Source organism: Polaribacter aquimarinus (assembly GCF_003129485.1).
Lineage (GTDB): Bacteria > Bacteroidota > Bacteroidia > Flavobacteriales > Flavobacteriaceae > Polaribacter > Polaribacter aquimarinus.
In genome coordinates, this window is record NZ_QFFG01000002.1 from 342,693 (window position 1) to 361,428 (window position 18,736).

The following is an 18,736-nucleotide window of genomic DNA, read 5'->3' on the forward strand; positions in this document are numbered from 1 at the left end:
TGAACACCTTGATACTTTCTTCATTTGTTTAATTTTATCACAATTCATAAAAAAAACAGGGCTTTATTTATATTCCTTGAAATATTTATTAATTTCTGAGGCATAAAAAACTTTATGAATAATTTGAAAAATTAGCATTTGAAGAAATATATAATTTCTTTCAAAAAAAGAAAGATTACACCCATAAATACGGTAAAATTGATATTTAATATTGTACAGCTTTTGTTTAATGGAGTACTTAGATTTCTTTTTTATTAAAAGATTATTTTTGTCAAAAAAATTAAAAGTTACCTTTCTAAAATCAATATCAAATTTTTTTAATTTTATTAAAGCAGCATGAAAGACGTCCATTTTATTATCAATTTCAGCAATTTTCCAAAGCTCATCAATGTTAAACTTATTTTTTAAGTTTTTCATCATTAATAAATCTATCGCCCAATTTTCATAATGTGTAGAATAATATCCATGAATTATAGAAATATAAGCTTCATGTTCAAGTATTGGAATTTTAGCATTTTTAAACTTAGGGTGAGGAACTGCATTTAATAAAATATAATCTAATCCTTTTTTTGTTAACAAATGACTTATACTCCAATGCAAGTCTAGTTCAATTTTTTTCTTTTTATGTAATATAGAGAAAGCATGACTATTAAAATTATAATTCCACTTTGAAAAAAAGTTTATTAAACTAAAATATGATTTTGGAAATATATAACCGTTTTTGTTTAATAATCGCAAAGCAGGATTAAACTTATCATATGGTATAAGTATATCTATATCAGATGTAGGTCTGTAGGCTATGTTATCATAATTATATGCAAGACTCATCCCTTTAAAAATTAAAGGCTCTACACTTATTTTTTTTAACATTTCACAGACTTGTTTGGTCTCATGCTCTAAAAAGTTAGATTTAAGCCAAAAATATCTATATATAACTTTAAGTCTTTCTTGATGAACAGAATCTAGCTGATATTGATTAAGTTTTGATAGAAAAAAAGGAACTAATTTAGCTCCTCTTCCATCTAATAAGTCAAGATTTTCATATTTATTTAGATCGCAGTTCCATTTACTAAAGTCTTTTTTTGTTTTTGATAAGCAGGCTTTTAAAACAATATCATTGATATTCATGTTAAAGAATTTTTTTAAATTCTAGATTATTTATAAAGGAATTAGAGTGTGTTACCACAATAATAATTTTATCATTTTTAAGTTCATTAATAAGCTTAGTAAAAAAATTTAACGATGCATCATCCAAATCATTTTCGGGTTCATCAAAAACAATTAAACTCGAGGGATAGAAGATTTCTCTAAGAATAACAAGTCTTTTCTTTTCACCTCCAGAAAGGCCTTTACCATTTTCGCCTATAAATCTCTCCTCATCTAATTGATTTGCCCATAAAAAGTGTTCTTTTATGCTCTTAAATTCAATTTCATTTCCAAATAATAAATTTTCTCTTATACTAGAACTAAATAAATTTACTTCTTGCGGGACATAAGAAAAATTACATTTATAACTAATATATTCTTTACTAGATATAATATTCTTATTTACAATTATTTGTTTACAGATAGCGGGATGCATCCCAAGAATTGTTTCAATTAATGTCGTTTTTCCGCTACCATTAATCCCATTTACTAAATAAAGATTGCCTTTTTTTAAATTAACATCAATTGAATTTATTAGTTTTTTTTCTCCAATAGAAATAGACAGGCTTTTAAATTTAATACTTTGAATATCATTAAAAGTTTTAGATACTGATTTTCTTTCAACTGTATTATGAAGACTTTTTATATCAAAAAGTTTGATGATTTTTAAATATGAAAAATACGCATCTAAAATACTCAATAAATTTGTTGGAATCGTAGAAAGTTTTGTTTGAATAATATTTAAAACAAAAAACACAATTATAAGTTCAGACCATGTCATTTCTTTTTGCTTAATAAGAAATACTCCAAACAATATAAAAATAATTTTAGCAAGAATGTTTATAGATTGATCTAGAATTTTTAATGATGATTTAGAGTTTAAAACTCTACTATTACTTTTTATAAAAATTTCCGATTCGTTCATAAATAAAGATTCTGATTTTTTATTATTTCTACCCATTTTAAGTAATAATAATTGATCAAAAAATTTATTGAGGTTAAATGTTTGAGTCTTCCATGAGTCATGAAATTTATCGACAAATACACTGACTTTTATTGAACTAATGACTTGAATCAATAACGTAATAAAATAGAGTATACTAAATATTAAAAATAGTTTAGGAAAAAACAATACAACAAAAACAGCCAAAAAAAAAGAGATTAAAATATTAGGTATAAACTGACTTAATAATTGTAGTACACCAGCTCTTATTCTCCAAAAATAAGTCATAAATACATCTACCAAATAAACTCTATCGATAACCTTATATTTAGCCCAAGTTAAACTCAATATAGATTCTCTTAGCTTTTTTATTGAATTGCTTGAAAATTCATCTACAGAATTAATATTAATCTTGACTTGATAATAAGACAAAAACTGAGCTAATAGAAAACTAATTATGGTAATACTAATTAAACTATAATTAATTGTACCTTCTTGAATTCCTATAAACGATTTAGCGAATAATAGTGGCCATAAAAGAGAAAAAGAAATAGCAAAAATTCCAACAAAGGTACCTTTATAAAAAGTCTTACTAGAGAATATTTCCATTTCCTTAAGATATTTTATAAAGCCGAAAAAACTAGATAGTTTTAAATAAAAACGCATAAAATATTAGCCGCTTTTTAGATGTTTTTTTAGAAATTGTAAATAATCCATTCTATTTATAGTTTTAGTAAAATTAGTGTCATGAACCCTTCTGTGTACAAGAACTTCATTTATAGTATCATAAATTATTTTATCCTTTATCATTTTGCTAAACCAATTTATAAAAACTCCGATGAATTGATCTTCATCAAAGAAATTATACAATTCTAATAAACCTCTTTTAAACATAATTGTAGTTTTAGAAACTCCCTTCATAGTATTTTTTCTAGCATTGTAGTTTTGAACAACACCATTGTCCTCAAAAGATTCAAACTCTTTTATCATAGTAAAACAAGCAGAAGCATCTTTATTAGAATCAAAATAATCTAATTGTTTTTCTAGCTTAGTTTCTTCCCAATAATCATCGGCATCAAGAAAACAAATAAATTCTGCAGTTGTTTCAGATAATCCTCGATTTATAGTTTTTGGCTGCCCAAAATGAGGTTGTTCAAAAAGAAGAATATTTTTATTTTTTTCTAGATACTTTTTTACAACAGAAACTGTATTATCAGTAGAGCCATCATCAACAATCAAAATTCTAAAATCTTGATAGGATTGCTTTAAAATTGAATCAATAGCTTCATTTATAAATTTATCACCATTAAATACAGGTATTATTATATCTACTGTCCTTTTCATATTTATTTTTGTTTTAAGCGATTTTTCAATAATTCCAATGTTGTTTTATTTGAATTAAACTCTTTATTAAATGTCATGTTTTCCCCATGAATATACCTATTAAGGACAATAGAATTCGTTTTTTTTATTTTAACATTCTTGTCTACTAGTTGCAACCAAAAATCATTATCCTCTCCATACCTTAAGCTAGGGTCGAACCTAATTTTAGATAATTTTTTACAGAATTTATAAGCAATTGAGCCTACTAAATTTTTGAAAACAATATCTCCATTTTTATACCAAGAATAATTAACTCCTTCATCAACAAAGTATTTTGTTTGCCCCCAAACTAAATCTACTTCGGATGAACAAATCAACGAAAAGAATTCAAAACTTCTCTCTTCTGACCAGCAATCATCAGAATCTAAAAAAGAAATATAATCTCCAATTGCATTATCTAAACCAATGTTTCTGGCAAAAGCAGGACCAAGGTTTACTTTATTTCTAAAAAAACGAATAATTGAGTTATTTTTAAACTTTTCGAAAAAAGTATTGTAATCATTTTTGTCGGAAGCATCATCAATTATAATAATATCCCACTTAAGGTTACATTTTTGATTTAGAATTGAAAGAATAGCTTTCTCAAGTCTAACAAAATCATTAAAAACCGGAATTATAACTGTACAAATCTTATTCATTTAATTTGAATTTTGAAAATGCTTTTGAATTGATTTCATCATATTGAGATAGATTCCAATGGTATTTTGGCATTGATACGCAAAGGTTCATTATCTTTTTATAAGCGATTTCCCTACTGTGGGGTAAATGATATAAAGTTGTTGGAGCAATTGATAATATTGCAGACTGAGAATTTGTTTTAGAAATTATTGATTCTTCAGAATGATTAATTTGAGGAATTAAAATACCCAAAATTTTAGCTTTTTTGCACATTTTTTTTGGATAAATGAACCCTAGATCAAGCACATACTTTTCGCTTCCAATAAGATTTTTATTTAAAACATATTTTTTTAAATCAGGAAACCTGTCATATAAAGTTGATTTGACAATTTTTGCAGTTTGATACAAGCAATAAACCATCCAACTTTTCTCTTTTTCTATCCACACATAATCATCTCCAAGGTATCCAAAACCACCTCTTAAAAGGCTTAAACAAGATGTAGATTTACCTGAACCACTTGCTCCTGTAATTAAATATGCTCCTTTTTTACTTTGCTTTATTGCTCCTGAATGTATGAGTTGAGCATTAAAACCTAAAGTCCAACAATGAAAAATATATCTAAAAGAAAATGTTTTTTCCCACCAAGGAATCTGTTCTATTTTATTATACAACGCTAGACCTATGTTTAACTTTTGATCGAATAAATAAATACGATTCATTTCAGAAGGATAAAAAACTCGAAATCGCTTTGTATCTAATTTTTTTGAATAACCGTTAACAAAAGAATCTAAAACCCAACTTGGTTTATAGATTTTGTGCTTCATTACTGACAAATCCATGCAAAAAATCTCAAGATTAAAATCTAAGGTTTGAAAAACTGTTAGATGTGAGATACTACTTCCTAAGGCTTTTAAAATATTATCTGAGTTATAATTTACTCGAAAAGATCTTTTTCCAATTTTATAATTCTTATGAGAGATATTTTCTTCAGAGGAAATTTTAGATAAAGCTTTTTCAAAGTATGCCTGAACCAAACTCACTATTTATCGTTTAGAATCTGAATTCCATTTCTCAGATTCTACTTCATGAATTGGGTCTAATACCAATAAGTCTTGTAGGTCGTCAAATTTCTTTAACATTGAAGGAGAATCTTTTGAGTTTAAGCCTTTAATATTAAAGTCTATTTCTACTGGAGATTCTATAAATATTTCTTCTTCAATTAATTGATTATATACTTTAATCATGGATTCATCTTCATTTACAAGATTAAGTGCTTCAGATTTATTTATCGGTAAATCATTAAAAAGTTTACAAATAGACCCTGTTAAAGTGTAATAAATTCCTGAATCTAAGTTTGCAATAATAATATCTCTGTCAAAAGCATCTGCAATATGTCTTGGGTTTAATACGATGTAGCTCATTTTTATAAAATTATATAAAGTGATGTTTTGAATAATAAAAGATTAAATTAGCAATTCCAACACGCTGATTTAGCGTATAATGTAAATATATAAAATTTTGATTCGAAGTGGAAATATATTTCATTTTATTAAAGTAAAAACCCCAACTCTGTTAAGAAGTAGGAGCTTTTTAATTATAACTTTCTTTAATTGAATTAAAATTTTGACTTTTTTATAAATCAAACTTAATTCCTTGTGCTAAAGGCAATTCATCAGAATAATTAATGGTATTTGTTTGTCTTCTCATATACACTTTCCAAGCATCGGAACCAGATTCACGACCACCTCCTGTTTCTTTTTCACCACCAAAAGCACCTCCAATTTCTGCGCCAGAAGTTCCAATATTTACATTGGCAATTCCACAATCAGAACCCGCGTAAGACAAGAATTTCTCTGCTTCTTTTAACTCGTTTGTCATAATTGATGAAGACAAACCTTGGACAACTCCGTTTTGTTTTTCTATAGCATTTTCTAGTTCTCCAGTATATTTCATCAAATATAAAATTGGTGCAAACGTTTCATGTTGTACAATTTCAAAATGATTTTCAGCTTCAATAATTGCCGGTTTTACATAGCAACCAGATTCATAACCTTCTCCTTCTAAAACACCACCTTCTACCAAAATAGCTCCACCTTCATCTTTTGCTTTTTCAATCGCAGCTAAATAAGTGTTTACAGATTCTTTATCAATTAATGGTCCCACATGATTGTTTTCATTCAAAGGATTTCCTATTTTTATTTGTTGGTAAGCACCAACAATTGCCTCTTTTACTTTATCATAAACAGATTCATGAATAATTAAACGACGTGTAGAAGTACAACGTTGTCCACAAGTTCCCACTGCACCAAAAACAGCACCAGGAACAACAACTTTTAAATCTGCGCTTGGTGTAATAATGATAGCATTATTACCCCCCAATTCTAGCAACGATTTTCCAAAACGCTTTGCAACTGTTGTTCCAACAATTCTTCCCATTCTGGTAGAACCAGTTGCAGAGACTAAAGGTATTCTAGCATCATTAGTCATCATTTCACCTACTTTATAATCTCCATTTATAATACAAGAAATTCCTTCTGGCAAGTTATTTTGTTTTAAAACTTCTGCAATAATATTCTGACAAGCTACCGCACATAAAGGTGTTTTTTCTGATGCTTTCCAAACACAAACATCTCCACAAATCCAAGCCAAAGCAGTGTTCCATGCCCAAACTGCTACAGGAAAGTTAAAAGCAGATATAATACCAACAACGCCTATAGGATGCCATTGCTCTCTCATAACATGTCCAGGTCTCTCAGAAGGAATGGTTTGGCCATTTAATTGTCTAGACAATCCAACTGCAAAATCGCAGATGTCAATCATTTCTTGTACTTCTCCTAAACCTTCTTGGTAACTTTTTCCCATTTCATAAGAAACCAATTTACCTAAGGCTTCTTTCTTTTCTCGAAGTTTATTACCAAACTGACGAACAACTTCTCCTCTTTGTGGAGCAGGAATATCTCTAAATGATAAAAATGCTTTAGTTGCAGTTTCCATTACTTTTTCATAATCTTCTTTGGTAGATGCTTTTACTTTACCAATTAATCTTCCGTCTACTGGAGAATAAGATGCTATGATTTCTCCATAAGAAAAATTTTCTTGCCCTGTTGATGTTCCATTATTTATATCTTGTAACCCTAGATGTTTTAAGGCTTTGTCCATTCCAAAATCAGTCATTTTGTAGTTTCGTTTATGTTGTTTAAATTCGAAAAACGAATTTACAAATAATATTACAAACAAATAAATTAAACAAAAACATGCAATTTGTTTAATAAATAACAATTAAAATGAAGAGAATAACATTTTTAGTTTTATCAATTACTTTAATTTTATGTTGTAAACCAAAGTCAAAACAAAATTATGATGTTGATATAGATTCAGATATTACAACAAATAAAAAAGTTAATGATTTTGCAATTATTATTCATGGAGGAGCTGGAACAATTTTAAAGAAAAATATGTCTGCAGAAAAAGAAGCTGCTTATAAAGCAAAACTAGAGGAAGCTATAAAACGAGGATATGCAATATTAGAAAATGGAGGGACTTGCCAAGATGCAGTGATGAAAACTATTCAAGTCATGGAAGAATCTCCATTGTTTAATGCTGGAAAAGGTGCTGTATTTACCCATGAAGAAACCAACGAATTAGATGCTTCTTTTATGGATGGAAAAACCCTAAATGCAGGAGCAGTTGCAGGAGTTACAAATGTAAAAAGTCCAATAGAGTTGGCGATTAAAATAATGACAGATTCAGACCATGTAATGCTTTCAGGAAAAGGCGCTTCTAAATTTGCTAAAGAAAAAGGGCTAAAAATTGTTGACCCAAGTTATTTTTACACAGATAGACGTTACAATTCTCTACAAAAAATAAAAAACAGAAATAAAACTGAGTTAGATCATAATAACAAAAAAGCTGCTTTTTATGATGCAGATATTAAAAATGCAAAGTTCGGAACTGTAGGTTGTGTAGCTTTAGATAAACAGGGGAATATTGCTGCAGGAACATCAACAGGTGGAATGACCAATAAAAGATGGGGAAGAATTGGAGACGCTCCAATTATTGGTTCTGGAACCTATGCTAATAATAGAACGTGTGGGGTTTCATCTACAGGTTGGGGAGAATACTTTATTAGAAGTCAAGTTGCTTATGATATTTCTGCACAAATGGAATATCAACAAAAAACTTTAAAAGAAGCCACAAAAGATGTTATACAAAACAAGCTTACTAAACTTGGTGGCACAGGCGGTGTTGTAGCTTTAGATAAAGAAGGAAATATGTCTTTTGAATTTAATACAGCAGGAATGTATAGAGCTTCTATGGATGATAAAGGGAAACTAACTGTAAAAATCTATAAAGAATAGGCTAACCATTTTTCTGGTATAGGTTCTAAATCTAATTCTTTTTCTACAGACTTAATTTTCTTTTTAAAACCTAAACGCGAAATTTTTGGAACAGATAATTTGATATCGTTTTTTTTATTTATAAGTTCTAAAACTTCATCTAAAGATCTTTTTGTACATAATACCAAACTGTTCATCATCGCATTAGATTCTATTTCTAAGTCATAAAAATCAGTATAATATTTAGGTTTTCCATTCTCATAAATAACCCATTCTGTTTCTTTTTTGTTAGGTATTTCTATAATTTCTTTAGTTCCGCTTAGGGTTCTATATGTAGTTGCTAAAAACGTCATTTTCTTTTTCTAATTTAAAATCAGTAACACAAAATTAAATAGTTAATTAAATTATCGTTAAAATTTTTCGTTAAAACAATTAAAAAAAAAGTTAAATGTTAAAAAAAAAGCGTTAAAAGGTTAAAATCGATATCTAACGCCAGTATAAAGTCCAATGTTAAATGGAGAAAATCCATTAGCATTATTACTAAATGTATTTAATTGAGTTTTAAACATTGGATTAAAGTTAATAGACCATTTTTTTGATACTAAATAATTAAAGTCAAAACCAAAGTTTCCACTAAAGTTTATATTATTTAAGTTATTCACTCTTCCAAATTCAGATTGAAATTGTGTCTTTAAATTTATTTCATTTTTATTTAAAAACAATGAACTAAAGCCTGCTACAATTTGAGTATCGAATTTTTTAATACTCAAAAAACGATATTTAATTTCAAAAGGAATTTCTATATAACCAAAAGTTTGATTTAAATCTCCCCTTAAACTAGGAATAATTACTTTAGAACCATCTGAAATATTAGAGTTTTGATTTTGGATTTTTTCAAGTGAAAAACTAGAACTATTGTCTAAAATTACAACCGATGTACTTGATGAAACGGAAGGAAATATCGTTACTTTACTATTAGTATAGCTTACTTGTTGTCTATGAATACCCGTTTGTATGCTCCATTTTTTATTTATTTGATACCCTACCTGAACACCGAAAGAAAAAGAACTTTTACCAGTTGTAGAGTTCGATGGGTTTTTTTCTATTGGAGAGGTATTTGTAAAAGAATTTGAATTTAAAAACCCAAAAACAGGAGAAATTGCCCATTTATTTTTTTTAGATTTTGTGATTATAACAGTATCTTTATTATTAATAAATTTAGAAAAATTAACTTTTTTTGTTAGTGATTTATTCTCTATAATTTTGTTTTTTTCTTTTTTAGTAACCTCTTTGTTATTCAAACTTTCAATTTCTTTCTTATTCGCAATCTTGATTTCGTTTTTATCTAAAGAATTGTTAGCTAAAAAATTCTTTTTCATAGCGTTTTTTCTGCTAACTAACTTCTTTGTTTCATCAGATTTTTTAAGAGTTTCTTTCTTTTTAGCATAACCTTTAATAAAGGTTCTTTTTTCATTAACAATTCTTACTTTTTCTTGGTCATTTTTTTGTTGAATTATAGAATTATTTTTAGTAACAACATCTGTTTCTTTTGCTTCTTTTGGAGCTTCAGTTATTATAATTTTGGAATCATTTTTGTCAAGAATATCATCATTATTAGAAAAAGGAAATAGATAAAGGCCTAAAATAAATAAAGCCGCAACTCCGCTTGCATACCACCAAAAGGGAACAACTCTTCTTTTGTTCTTTTTTAGTTTAGATTCAATATTATTCCATACCCTTGCATTTGGAGTTGCCTCCAAATTTTTGAGTTTCTCTTGAAATAACCTATCTAAATCTTTATTGTTCATTGTTTAAGCTTCTTTTATTTTTTTCTGATGAATTTCTAACTTTTCTTTTAATATTTTTCTAGCTCTAGACAGATTCGATTTTGATGTTCCTTGAGTAATGTTAAGTAATTCTGCAATCTCTTTATGAGAATAACTATCCAAAACATATAAGTTAAAAACTAATCTATATCTATCTGGTAATTGTTGAATAAAATCTAATAAAACATCTAGACTGAGAGTTGTATTTTCTATATTTAATTCTTCTACCTCTTCTTTAAAAGGCAATTCTTTTATAATTTGTAAAGGTGCTTTATCTCTATATTTTTGAATAGCTGTTCGAATTGTAATCCGTTTTAACCAACCTTCAAAAGAACCTTTATTTTTGTATTGTTTAATTTTATCAAAAATAGTAATAAAACTATCTTGTAATGTATCTTCTGCATCTTGATAATTCTTCGAGTATTTTAAACACAACGTAAAAAGAACATCAGCATATAATTGATATAATTCTGATTGAGCAGCCAATTCTTGTTGGCAACATTTTGCTATGAGTTCTTTTAGTTTGATGCGTCTAATTTACAGGAACTATCACTTCATCAAAAATATTTTCACCATTACTATCTTTTCCTTTCCAAAATTTAAACACATAATCTTCTTCTTGGGTTGCTGTTACAATTAAATTATATTCATATTGTACGATTGCTTCTGTACAAGCTTTATCTAACTCTACCAAGGCACTAATAGCAACTATTCTAGCTGTATCTTGGTATTCGTAATACACATTATCTAAGCTATAACATCCGTTTTTAAAAGTATATTTTAAATTAACTGTGTCTTTTTCTCCTAGTGTAAAAGAGTTTGGAACTGTATACTCATCAATTGGCAAAAGCTCATAATCAAAATTTATTCTATCATTACTTTCTAAACAAGAGGTCAACACAAGCACTCCTAATAAAAGTATAATAATTTTCTTCATTTATAATTGTTTATTAATATTTTAAAATTGGGTAATTATTTTTGCATTCTATGCTTTTGGGAGGATTTACAACAGCACAATCTGAAGCAATTCCCCATTTAATATTAAATTCTTTTTCTGCTTTCGAATATTCTTCTACCTTTTTTAAAAAGGCTTTGGTATCTATATTTTTTGAATAAGGTATGTAACCTTGTGGTCCTCCACAAGCCTTAACACCATAAGCCACATATGACCAATCTAATGAATTAGAGCATGCTTTTGAATAGGCTAAATTGCTAATGTCATTAAACAAATCCATTAACTTTCTATGCTCCTTTTCTTGATCTGTAATCTCTCTTTTAACCACTAATTCTGTTTCTGAAATAGATACAATTCTCCAGGCAAAATTACTGGGATAACTATTAGTAGATATACTAATAATTGTATTTTCTAATTCGAATGTTCCTTGAACATTAAAATAAGTAAGGGGTGGTGTTCCGCAAAAGCCAGAAGTACGTTCGATGAATATATTATTTGCATTAAAGCTCATACCATAACTTTCTTTTGGCATTGAACTACTTCTTTTAAAAGTTGTAATTTCTCCATTATAACTAGGTTCTACCCAATAACCTATTAATAAATTATCTGAATTTATAACCGTTTCATTGCTTTCGCAAGAAAGAATTACAACTGAAAAAAAAAGAACAAAGAGGCTTTTAAGTTTCATAATTAATTGGGTAAATTTTCTGAAGTTTTTTTAATTTTAGAAATAACCTTTACAAGAGAATATTTAATTGATGATGCATCTTGAGGGGGATTTTCGATTTCTTCTTCTATTACTAAAATTACATATTCAAAACCTTCTTCGTAATTAAAATCATTAATTGAGTCATAAAAATATTCCCAACTTTGTTGTTCGTTTTCTTTTATTAAAAAACATTGTTGGCTACTTACACCTACACATTCTACTTTTTTGGATGCAATTATTAAAGTTTTCTCAACTTCTAAAATACCTGTTTCATTTGGACAAGAAGTTAAAAAAACAATCGAAAAAAAGATAAAAATTACTTTCATATCTACAAGATGTAAAAAATTTAAAAAGGTTGCGTTGAATAATGGTATTTTTGTAAAAATTATGAAAGAACGAATTTTCAGCATACAATCTGAAAAAGATTTTACTCAAATTACTATAGAAATTTTTAGGCATCAGTTTAAAAATAATAAGGTGTATCGTTCTTTTTGCGACTTGTTATATATGCATCCTTCCGATGTTAAAAAAGTAGAAGAAATTCCGTTTTTGCCGATTCAATTTTTCAAAAGCAGAAAAGTAATCTCTTCTTTAGATGAAGTACAAGAAACCTTTACCAGTTCTGGCACAACAGGACAAACCACTAGCAAACACTACGTAACAGACATCGAAGTTTATAAAGAAAGTTACTTAAAAGGATTTGCAAATTTTTATGGAAAAATCACAGACTATGTAGTGCTGGCATTGTTACCTAATTATTTAGAAAGAATAGGTTCTTCTTTGGTTTTTATGGTGGATGATTTAATTAAAAAAACAAAGAATTCAGAAAGTGGGTTTTACCTCAATAATTTGCAAGAATTAACTGAAAAACTCATAGAATTAGACGAAAAAGGTCAAAAAGTGTTGCTAATAGGAGTTTCTTTTGCATTGTTAGATTTGGTAGAACAACAACAATTCAACCTAAAAAACACCATAATTATGGAAACTGGAGGAATGAAAGGCAAAAGAAAAGAATTAGTTCGTCAAGAATTACATCAGATTTTACAAAACGGTTTTGGTGTGGACAACATTCACTCAGAATACGGAATGACAGAACTGTTAAGTCAAGGATATTCTAAAGGAAATGGCGTTTTTGAAACACCTCCTTGGATGAAAATTCTAACCAGAGATACAGAAGACGCGTTAACCATTCAGCAATCAGGAAAAACAGGCGGAATTAACGTAATTGATTTGGCGAATTATAATTCTTGTTCTTTTATTGCCACACAAGATTTAGGAAAAGTCTATCAAAACGGAACCTTTGAAATTATTGGACGCTTTGACAATTCTGATATTCGTGGTTGTAATTTGATGGTGTTATAAATTTTTAAAAATAATTAACAAAAAGTGTAATTCATTCTTGTTTTCATCGACTATGGTCTAAAATTCGACAAATGAAAACGTTTATCACACTATTTCTACTTACTATTTCCACTACTTTTTTTGCACAAGACTATAATGTAAAAAAAGGATATGTTGCCCAAGGTTATGATGTAGTTGCTTATTTTAATGACAAAGTTATAAAAGGAGATAAAAAATTTGCCACAACTTATGATGGAGTAAAATTCAAGTTTTCTACAAAAGAAAACTTAGAAACTTTTAAAAAATCACCAAAAAAATACATTCCTGCTTACGGTGGTTATTGTGCCTATGCCATTGGTGTAAAAGGAGAAAAAGTATCCATAAACCCTAAAACTTTCGAAATTAGAGAAGGTAAATTGTATTTGTTTTACAATGCTTGGGGCACAAATACACTAAAACTTTGGCAAGAAGAAGGTGCAGATGAAATCAAGAAAAAAGCGGATAAAAATTGGCAAAAAATAAAAAAAAATAGATAGCAAACTTGGGGGAGTTTGTAAATAATCTATTAGAAAAGAGCAGAATTTATTCTGCTCTTTTTGTTTTTACTTCAAACTCTGTTTTCATTATTCTATCCCAAAAAGTAAAATACAATCCGTAATTATAATTGAATTTGGTATGATGTTTATCGTGATGGGTAGCTCCAATAAAAATAAGTTGAAACCATTTTCCAAATTTTCCTGAAGGATAAATTTCTACACCAGCATGATTTATGGTAGCAGAAATTGTCATAATACTTAAAACTGCAATGATTACATAAAAATGCATTGGCAAAATAGAAATGATGAGTGGTAAAAAAAGTGCTTGTAAAATGGTTTCTAAAGGATGAAAAGAAAAAGAAGTCCATACAGAAGTATGAATGCTTTTATGATGCACTAAATGCACGTATTTATACACTTTTGGGTGATGCATCCATCTATGAGCCCAATAATAATAAGTGTCTTGTAAAAACAAAAAAAGAAAAACACTTAAAGGTACATACAAAAGAGTGTATTTAGAAATGTCTGTGTAAATTAAAGTGGCGTTTATGCTCCATAAATAGTAACACAAAACCATAAAAACGGCAAAAATGAGTCCGCTTAAAGTAGACCAATAAATTTCTTTGAGTAACTGTTTCCTTTTTAGCTTTTTCTTGCTTAAAAATCGTTTTTGAAATTTCTTTTTAAAGAGATTGAAAAAGAAAAAATGATAGGCTCCAGAGAAAACTAAATATCTAATAAAAACAAAAAACGCCAATAGAAGAATGGTTATAACAACTGCAAAAAGGTTGCTAAAATCTAGTTCTTCTATTGGCGTTATCATTTTTAATCGGTTACATTCAATAAAAAGTAATTCTTTTTACCTCTTTGTAATAATACGTATTTATTAGCAATTAAATCTGCTTTAGAAATCGTAAAATCTTCTTTAACCTTTTCTTTATTTACAGAAATTGCATTTTCTTTTAACGCTCTTCTTGCTTCACCATTCGATTTTAAGAAGTTGGTTTTGGCAGCTAAAGCACCAATCATATCCAAACCTTCTTCAATATCAGCAGAAGTTACAGAGGCTTGTGGTACACCATCAAACACATCTAAAAAAGTTTGTTCGTCTAATGATTTTAAATCAGAAGCAGTAGATTTTCCAAATAAAATGTTAGAAGCTTTTATGGCATTTTCTAAAGCTTCCTCTCCATGAACCAATACAGTAACTTCTTCACCAATTTTCTTTTGTAACAAACGTAAATGTGGAGTTTCTGTGTGTTCTGCAATTAAAGCATCAATGGTTTCTTTGTCTAGAAACGTAAAGATTTTAATATACTTCTCTGCATCTTCATCAGAAGCATTTAACCAGTATTGGTAAAATTTATAAGGTGATGTTCTTTTGGCATCTAACCAAACATTTCCACCTTCAGATTTTCCGAATTTAGAACCATCAGATTTTGTGATTAAAGGACAAGTAATTGCATATCCTTTACCGCCACCAATTCTTCTAATTAATTCTGTTCCTGTGGTAATATTTCCCCACTGGTCAGAACCTCCCATTTGAATAGAAGCGTTGTTATTTTGATATAAATGCAAGAAATCATAACCCTGCACTAATTGATAGGTAAACTCGGTAAAAGACATTCCTTCTTTAGATTCTGTACCAATTCTGTTTTTTACAGAATCTTTAGCCATCATATAATTTACAGTGATGTGTTTTCCAACATCTCTAATAAATTCTAAGAACGAAAAATCTTTCATCCAATCGTAATTATTCACTAAAACAGCAGCATTATCAGCATCAGAAGTAAAATCTAAAAAGTGACTTAACTGTGCTTTAATAGCTTCTTGATTATGACGTAATGTTTTTTCATCCAATAAATTACGTTCTGCAGATTTACCAGAAGGATCTCCAATCATACCAGTTGCACCTCCAACTAAAGCTATAGGTTGATGTCCACATCTTTGAAAATGTGCCAATAACATAATAGGAACCAAATTACCAATATGTAAAGAATCTGAAGTTGGGTCAAAACCTACATAAGCACTTCGCATACTTTCTAACAAATGTTCTTCTGTTGTTGGCATGCTATCGTGCAACATTCCTCTCCATTTTAATTCCTCAATAAAGTTTTTCATCATTGTAAATTTATCAGATGGCAAAGATACATTTATCAATGAAAAAAATCTAAATTAGCAGTATGATTTTAGTCACAGGAGGAACAGGTTTAGTTGGCGCACATTTGTTATATCATTTGATAAAAAATGATGAAAAAGTACGCGCTACTTATCGTTCTGAAGACAAGGTGAATAAAACCAAAGAGGTCTTTTCTTTTTATGCGGATGATGATTCATTATTTTCTAAAATAGAGTGGTTTAAAGCAGATATTACTGATGTGCCATCTATGATTCCTGCTTTTATTGATGTTGAAAAAGTATATCATTGTGCAGCACTCATTTCTTTTAATCCGAAAGATTATATAGAAATGCGAAAAGTGAATATTCACGGAACTGCAATTGTGGTAAATCTTTCTATTGACGCTAAAATTAAAAAATTATGTTTTGTAGGTTCTATTGCATCTGTTGGGAATTCCTTAAATGGAAACTTAATTACAGAAGAAAACGAATGGAATAAAGAAGCAGATAATAACGGATATTCAATAACCAAATTTGGCGCAGAAATGGAAGTTTGGAGAGCAAGTCAAGAAGGAGTTGAGGTAGTAATTGTAAATCCTGGTGTAATTTTAGGAAGTGGTTTTTTTAATGCGGGTTCTGGTAAATTGTTTTCTCAAGTTTTTAATGGATTTAAATTTTACACAGAAGGAATTACAGGTTTTGTTGGAGTAAAAGATGTTGTAAAAGCTATGATACAATTAATGGATTCAACAATTAAGAACGAACGATTCATTTTAGTTTCAGAAAATAAATCGTTTAAAGACATTTTCTTTTTGATTGCAGATGCTTTTGGTAAAAAAAGACCATCAATACAAATTAAATCTTGGCAAACAGCAATCTTTTGGAGGTTTGCTTGGGTTGTATCAAAATTTACAGGAAAAGAGCCTCTAATTTCAAAGTATTCTGCAAGAAGTGCGCATTCAATTTCAAAATATTCTTCAGAAAAAATTGAAAAACGTTTAAATTTTCAGTTAGAAAAAATTAATCCTGTTATAACAAGTATTAGCAAAGATTTTACTCAAGATTAGAGTCTTTAATTGTTTCTAGCTTTGTTAAATTTTTTTTAGATTTTGATATTGAATCTCGTCTAATAGAATCAAGCTGAGTTTTTAATTTAGTATAATACCTTTTTTTCTTTTCTAAACTGTTTTTTGCATCTTCTATAATTTCTTTATAAGTATCTATAACTGAGGCATAATAAAAACTACTACTGGTAAACCTAATACTATCTATTTTATATTTATTGTAAACCAATGGAACATAATTTATTTGGTTTTCTAAATTTTTGTTTTTGATATATTTTGCAGCATTTGCAAGCAATAAATCTTCAATTAAAAGACTCATTGTGTCTTTTGGAATTAAATCTTTAGGTTTTTCAAAAATTGTATTACTTGTACAAGATAATAAGAATACAAACATTAAAAAAGTACTTATTTTTTTCATTTTAACGATTAAATGTCAAACGTTTTCCTTTAATTTCCTCATTAAAAACACCTTCATTATATATCAAATTACCATTTACAAAAGTATGTGTTATGGTTGATGAAAATGTTGTTCCTTCAAAAGGAGACCAACCACATTTGTATAAAATATTATCTTTAGAAATCGTTTGTGATTTATTTGGATCAATTAAAACTAAATCAGCATAAAACCCTTTTTTAATAAAGCCGCGTTTTTTAATTTGAAATAATTTAGCAGGATTATGACTCATTTTTTCAACAGCTTTTTCTATAGGAATCACACCTTCTTTCACCTTTTCTAAAATTGCTGTAACTGCATGTTGTACTAGAGGACCACCACTAGGAGCCTTGGTATAAACATTACTTTTTTCTTCTAGTGTATGAGGTGCATGATCTGTAGCTAAAACATCAATTCTATCATCTAATAAAGCTTCCCATAAGCCTAATCTGTCTTTTTCGGTTTTTACAGCAGGATTCCACTTAATTAATGTTCCTTTTTCTTCATAATTTGTATCGTTAAACCATAAATGATGAATACAAACTTCAGCAGTAATTTGTTTTTCTTCTAACGGAATATCATTTCTGAACAGTTCTGTTTCTTTGGCTGTAGAAACGTGAAAAATATGCAAACGAGCGCCTGTTTTTTTTGCCAACTCTATTGCTTTTGCAGACGAGATGTAACACGCTTCTTCACTCCTAATAACGGGATGATATTTAATTGGAATGTCATCTCCGTATTTTTCTTTAAACTCTGCTGTATTTTTTCTGATGGTTGCTTCGTCTTCACAATGAACAGAGATAATCATTTTTGTTGATAAGAAAATCTTTTCTAAAACTTCTACATCATCAACCAACATATTTCCAGTAGATGAACCTAAGAATAATTTAATACCTGCTACTTTTTTTGGATCGGTTTTTAGTAATTCTTCTAAATTGGTATTCGTACCTCCAAACATAAAAGAATAGTTAACATAAGATGTTTTTGAAGCAATTTCAAATTTATTTTCTAATAATTCTTGAGTCGTAGCTTGTGGAACTGTGTTGGGTTGTTCTATAAAAGTTGTTATTCCACCTGCTGCTGCTGCTCTACTTTCTGAAGCAATATTTGCTTTATGTGTTAAACCAGGTTCTCTAAAATGCACTTGGTCATCAATAAATCCTGGTATTAGATATTTTCCTGTAGCATCAATAATTTCTGTATTTTCGGGTGCAATGATATTGTTTGAAATTTCTTTTATAATTTCATTTTCTATAAAAACATCACTTAAAAAAGTTTTGTTTTCATTAACTATAGTTGCATTCTTTATTAAATAAGTACTCATAG

At 28.5% G+C, this 18,736-nt stretch carries 21 protein-coding genes; 4 read left to right on the top strand and 17 right to left on the bottom strand.

The window, feature by feature from the left end; translation table 11 throughout:
- Positions 1 to 63 precede the first annotated feature (63 nt).
- The 7 genes from DIS07_RS04945 to amaB all read right to left on the bottom strand — a co-directional run bounded on the left by DIS07_RS04945 (position 64) and on the right by amaB (position 7,265).
- Positions 64 to 1,128, bottom strand: coding sequence for a nucleotidyltransferase family protein (locus DIS07_RS04945; protein ID WP_109404127.1), 1,065 nt, complete (start codon positions 1,126 to 1,128; stop codon positions 64 to 66).
- 1 nt (position 1,129) lies between these two features.
- Positions 1,130 to 2,698, bottom strand: coding sequence for an ATP-binding cassette domain-containing protein (locus tag DIS07_RS04950; protein WP_181374537.1), 1,569 nt, complete (start codon positions 2,696 to 2,698; stop codon positions 1,130 to 1,132).
- A gap of 63 nt (positions 2,699 to 2,761) precedes the next feature.
- Positions 2,762 to 3,433: a glycosyltransferase gene (locus DIS07_RS04955; RefSeq protein ID WP_109404129.1), complete on the bottom strand. Its 672-nt coding sequence runs from the start codon at positions 3,431 to 3,433 to the stop codon at positions 2,762 to 2,764.
- 2 nt (positions 3,434 to 3,435) lie between these two features.
- A complete protein-coding gene (locus DIS07_RS04960; RefSeq protein WP_109404130.1) occupies positions 3,436 to 4,110 on the bottom strand; it encodes a glycosyltransferase family 2 protein in 675 nt (224 codons plus the stop codon).
- The gene (locus tag DIS07_RS04965) at positions 4,103 to 5,131 is read right to left on the bottom strand and encodes a hypothetical protein (protein ID WP_109404131.1); all 1,029 of its coding nucleotides are present in this window, start codon (positions 5,129 to 5,131) and stop codon (positions 4,103 to 4,105) included. Before DIS07_RS04965 ends, DIS07_RS04960 begins: the two co-directional genes overlap by 8 nt.
- 3 nt (positions 5,132 to 5,134) lie before the next feature.
- Positions 5,135 to 5,512 (bottom strand): hypothetical protein, encoded by a 378-nt coding sequence (locus tag DIS07_RS04970; RefSeq protein WP_109404132.1) that lies wholly within the window; start codon positions 5,510 to 5,512, stop codon positions 5,135 to 5,137.
- A gap of 211 nt (positions 5,513 to 5,723) precedes the next feature.
- The gene (gene amaB, locus DIS07_RS04975; RefSeq protein ID WP_109404133.1) at positions 5,724 to 7,265 is read right to left on the bottom strand and encodes an L-piperidine-6-carboxylate dehydrogenase; all 1,542 of its coding nucleotides are present in this window, start codon (positions 7,263 to 7,265) and stop codon (positions 5,724 to 5,726) included.
- 110 nt (positions 7,266 to 7,375) lie between these two features.
- Here amaB and DIS07_RS04980 point away from each other — a divergent pair, with 110 nt between their 5' ends.
- Positions 7,376 to 8,449: an isoaspartyl peptidase/L-asparaginase family protein gene (locus tag DIS07_RS04980; protein WP_109404134.1), complete on the top strand. Its 1,074-nt coding sequence runs from the start codon at positions 7,376 to 7,378 to the stop codon at positions 8,447 to 8,449.
- Here DIS07_RS04980 and DIS07_RS04985 read toward each other — a convergent pair.
- The 6 genes from DIS07_RS04985 to DIS07_RS05010 all read right to left on the bottom strand — a co-directional run bounded on the left by DIS07_RS04985 (position 8,437) and on the right by DIS07_RS05010 (position 12,244).
- Positions 8,437 to 8,781, bottom strand: coding sequence for a hypothetical protein (locus DIS07_RS04985; protein ID WP_109404135.1), 345 nt, complete (start codon positions 8,779 to 8,781; stop codon positions 8,437 to 8,439). The two genes, DIS07_RS04980 and DIS07_RS04985, sit on opposite strands and share 13 nt — an antisense overlap.
- 120 nt (positions 8,782 to 8,901) lie before the next feature.
- Positions 8,902 to 10,236: an outer membrane beta-barrel protein gene (locus DIS07_RS04990; RefSeq protein WP_109404136.1), complete on the bottom strand. Its 1,335-nt coding sequence runs from the start codon at positions 10,234 to 10,236 to the stop codon at positions 8,902 to 8,904.
- 3 nt (positions 10,237 to 10,239) lie between these two features.
- On the bottom strand, positions 10,240 to 10,782 hold the full coding sequence (locus tag DIS07_RS04995) for an RNA polymerase sigma factor (RefSeq protein WP_109404137.1): 543 nt from the start codon (positions 10,780 to 10,782) through the stop codon (positions 10,240 to 10,242).
- A 4-nt stretch (positions 10,783 to 10,786) separates the two neighbouring features.
- Positions 10,787 to 11,191 carry a hypothetical protein gene (locus DIS07_RS05000; protein ID WP_109404138.1) on the bottom strand — a complete coding sequence of 135 codons (405 nt, stop codon included), beginning with the start codon at positions 11,189 to 11,191 and terminating at the stop codon, positions 10,787 to 10,789.
- A 13-nt stretch (positions 11,192 to 11,204) separates the two neighbouring features.
- Entirely contained in the window at positions 11,205 to 11,897 is a 693-nt protein-coding gene (locus DIS07_RS05005; RefSeq protein ID WP_109404139.1) for a hypothetical protein, read from the bottom strand.
- Positions 11,898 to 11,899: 2 nt separating this feature from the next.
- On the bottom strand, positions 11,900 to 12,244 hold the full coding sequence (locus tag DIS07_RS05010) for a DUF4377 domain-containing protein (RefSeq protein ID WP_109404551.1): 345 nt from the start codon (positions 12,242 to 12,244) through the stop codon (positions 11,900 to 11,902).
- A 61-nt stretch (positions 12,245 to 12,305) separates the two neighbouring features.
- On the opposite strand from DIS07_RS05010, the gene DIS07_RS05015 reads away from it, so the two are divergent.
- Entirely contained in the window at positions 12,306 to 13,280 is a 975-nt protein-coding gene (locus tag DIS07_RS05015; protein ID WP_109404552.1) for a LuxE/PaaK family acyltransferase, read from the top strand.
- A gap of 71 nt (positions 13,281 to 13,351) precedes the next feature.
- Positions 13,352 to 13,795: a YHS domain-containing (seleno)protein gene (locus DIS07_RS05020; protein ID WP_109404140.1), complete on the top strand. Its 444-nt coding sequence runs from the start codon at positions 13,352 to 13,354 to the stop codon at positions 13,793 to 13,795.
- A gap of 46 nt (positions 13,796 to 13,841) precedes the next feature.
- Here the strand turns inward: DIS07_RS05020 and DIS07_RS05025 are convergent, their stop codons facing one another.
- Together DIS07_RS05025 and tyrS are read right to left on the bottom strand one after the other, a co-directional pair.
- The gene (locus DIS07_RS05025) at positions 13,842 to 14,618 is read right to left on the bottom strand and encodes a sterol desaturase family protein (RefSeq protein ID WP_235869096.1); all 777 of its coding nucleotides are present in this window, start codon (positions 14,616 to 14,618) and stop codon (positions 13,842 to 13,844) included.
- Between the two features lie 2 nt (positions 14,619 to 14,620).
- On the bottom strand, positions 14,621 to 15,919 hold the full coding sequence (gene tyrS / locus DIS07_RS05030) for a tyrosine--tRNA ligase (RefSeq protein WP_181374559.1): 1,299 nt from the start codon (positions 15,917 to 15,919) through the stop codon (positions 14,621 to 14,623).
- A 59-nt stretch (positions 15,920 to 15,978) separates the two neighbouring features.
- On the opposite strand from tyrS, the gene DIS07_RS05035 reads away from it, so the two are divergent.
- Positions 15,979 to 16,980, top strand: coding sequence for an NAD-dependent epimerase/dehydratase family protein (locus DIS07_RS05035; protein WP_109404142.1), 1,002 nt, complete (start codon positions 15,979 to 15,981; stop codon positions 16,978 to 16,980).
- Here the strand turns inward: DIS07_RS05035 and DIS07_RS05040 are convergent.
- Positions 16,967 to 17,395 carry a DUF4296 domain-containing protein gene (locus DIS07_RS05040; protein ID WP_109404143.1) on the bottom strand — a complete coding sequence of 143 codons (429 nt, stop codon included), beginning with the start codon at positions 17,393 to 17,395 and terminating at the stop codon, positions 16,967 to 16,969. The two genes, DIS07_RS05035 and DIS07_RS05040, sit on opposite strands and share 14 nt — an antisense overlap.
- Before the next feature lies 1 nt (position 17,396).
- Positions 17,397 to 18,734 (bottom strand): dihydroorotase, encoded by a 1,338-nt coding sequence (locus tag DIS07_RS05045; RefSeq protein WP_109404144.1) that lies wholly within the window; start codon positions 18,732 to 18,734, stop codon positions 17,397 to 17,399.
- Between the last annotated feature and the right edge of the window lie 2 nt (positions 18,735 to 18,736).

What these genes read in the sequence shown, in the direction of transcription:
- DIS07_RS05005 (WP_109404139.1), bottom strand. Translation starts at nt 11,897, where the DNA reads ATGAAACTTAAAAGCCTCTTTGTTCTTTTTTTTTCAGTTGTAATTCTT.
- DIS07_RS05015 (WP_109404552.1), top strand. Translation starts at nt 12,306, where the DNA reads ATGAAAGAACGAATTTTCAGCATACAATCTGAAAAAGATTTTACTCAA.
- DIS07_RS05010 (WP_109404551.1), bottom strand. Translation starts at nt 12,244, where the DNA reads ATGAAAGTAATTTTTATCTTTTTTTCGATTGTTTTTTTAACTTCTTGT.
- amaB (WP_109404133.1), bottom strand. Translation starts at nt 7,265, where the DNA reads ATGACTGATTTTGGAATGGACAAAGCCTTAAAACATCTAGGGTTACAA.
- DIS07_RS04945 (WP_109404127.1), bottom strand. Translation starts at nt 1,128, where the DNA reads ATGAATATCAATGATATTGTTTTAAAAGCCTGCTTATCAAAAACAAAA.
- DIS07_RS04955 (WP_109404129.1), bottom strand. Translation starts at nt 3,433, where the DNA reads ATGAAAAGGACAGTAGATATAATAATACCTGTATTTAATGGTGATAAA.
- DIS07_RS04980 (WP_109404134.1), top strand. Translation starts at nt 7,376, where the DNA reads ATGAAGAGAATAACATTTTTAGTTTTATCAATTACTTTAATTTTATGT.
- DIS07_RS04985 (WP_109404135.1), bottom strand. Translation starts at nt 8,781, where the DNA reads ATGACGTTTTTAGCAACTACATATAGAACCCTAAGCGGAACTAAAGAA.
- DIS07_RS05025 (WP_235869096.1), bottom strand. Translation starts at nt 14,618, where the DNA reads ATGATAACGCCAATAGAAGAACTAGATTTTAGCAACCTTTTTGCAGTT.
- DIS07_RS05045 (WP_109404144.1), bottom strand. Translation starts at nt 18,734, where the DNA reads ATGAGTACTTATTTAATAAAGAATGCAACTATAGTTAATGAAAACAAA.
- DIS07_RS05020 (WP_109404140.1), top strand. Translation starts at nt 13,352, where the DNA reads ATGAAAACGTTTATCACACTATTTCTACTTACTATTTCCACTACTTTT.
- DIS07_RS04970 (WP_109404132.1), bottom strand. Translation starts at nt 5,512, where the DNA reads ATGAGCTACATCGTATTAAACCCAAGACATATTGCAGATGCTTTTGAC.
- DIS07_RS05000 (WP_109404138.1), bottom strand. Translation starts at nt 11,191, where the DNA reads ATGAAGAAAATTATTATACTTTTATTAGGAGTGCTTGTGTTGACCTCT.
- DIS07_RS04990 (WP_109404136.1), bottom strand. Translation starts at nt 10,236, where the DNA reads ATGAACAATAAAGATTTAGATAGGTTATTTCAAGAGAAACTCAAAAAT.
- DIS07_RS05035 (WP_109404142.1), top strand. Translation starts at nt 15,979, where the DNA reads ATGATTTTAGTCACAGGAGGAACAGGTTTAGTTGGCGCACATTTGTTA.
- DIS07_RS04960 (WP_109404130.1), bottom strand. Translation starts at nt 4,110, where the DNA reads ATGAATAAGATTTGTACAGTTATAATTCCGGTTTTTAATGATTTTGTT.
- tyrS (WP_181374559.1), bottom strand. Translation starts at nt 15,919, where the DNA reads ATGATGAAAAACTTTATTGAGGAATTAAAATGGAGAGGAATGTTGCAC.
- DIS07_RS05040 (WP_109404143.1), bottom strand. Translation starts at nt 17,395, where the DNA reads ATGAAAAAAATAAGTACTTTTTTAATGTTTGTATTCTTATTATCTTGT.
- DIS07_RS04950 (WP_181374537.1), bottom strand. Translation starts at nt 2,698, where the DNA reads ATGGAAATATTCTCTAGTAAGACTTTTTATAAAGGTACCTTTGTTGGA.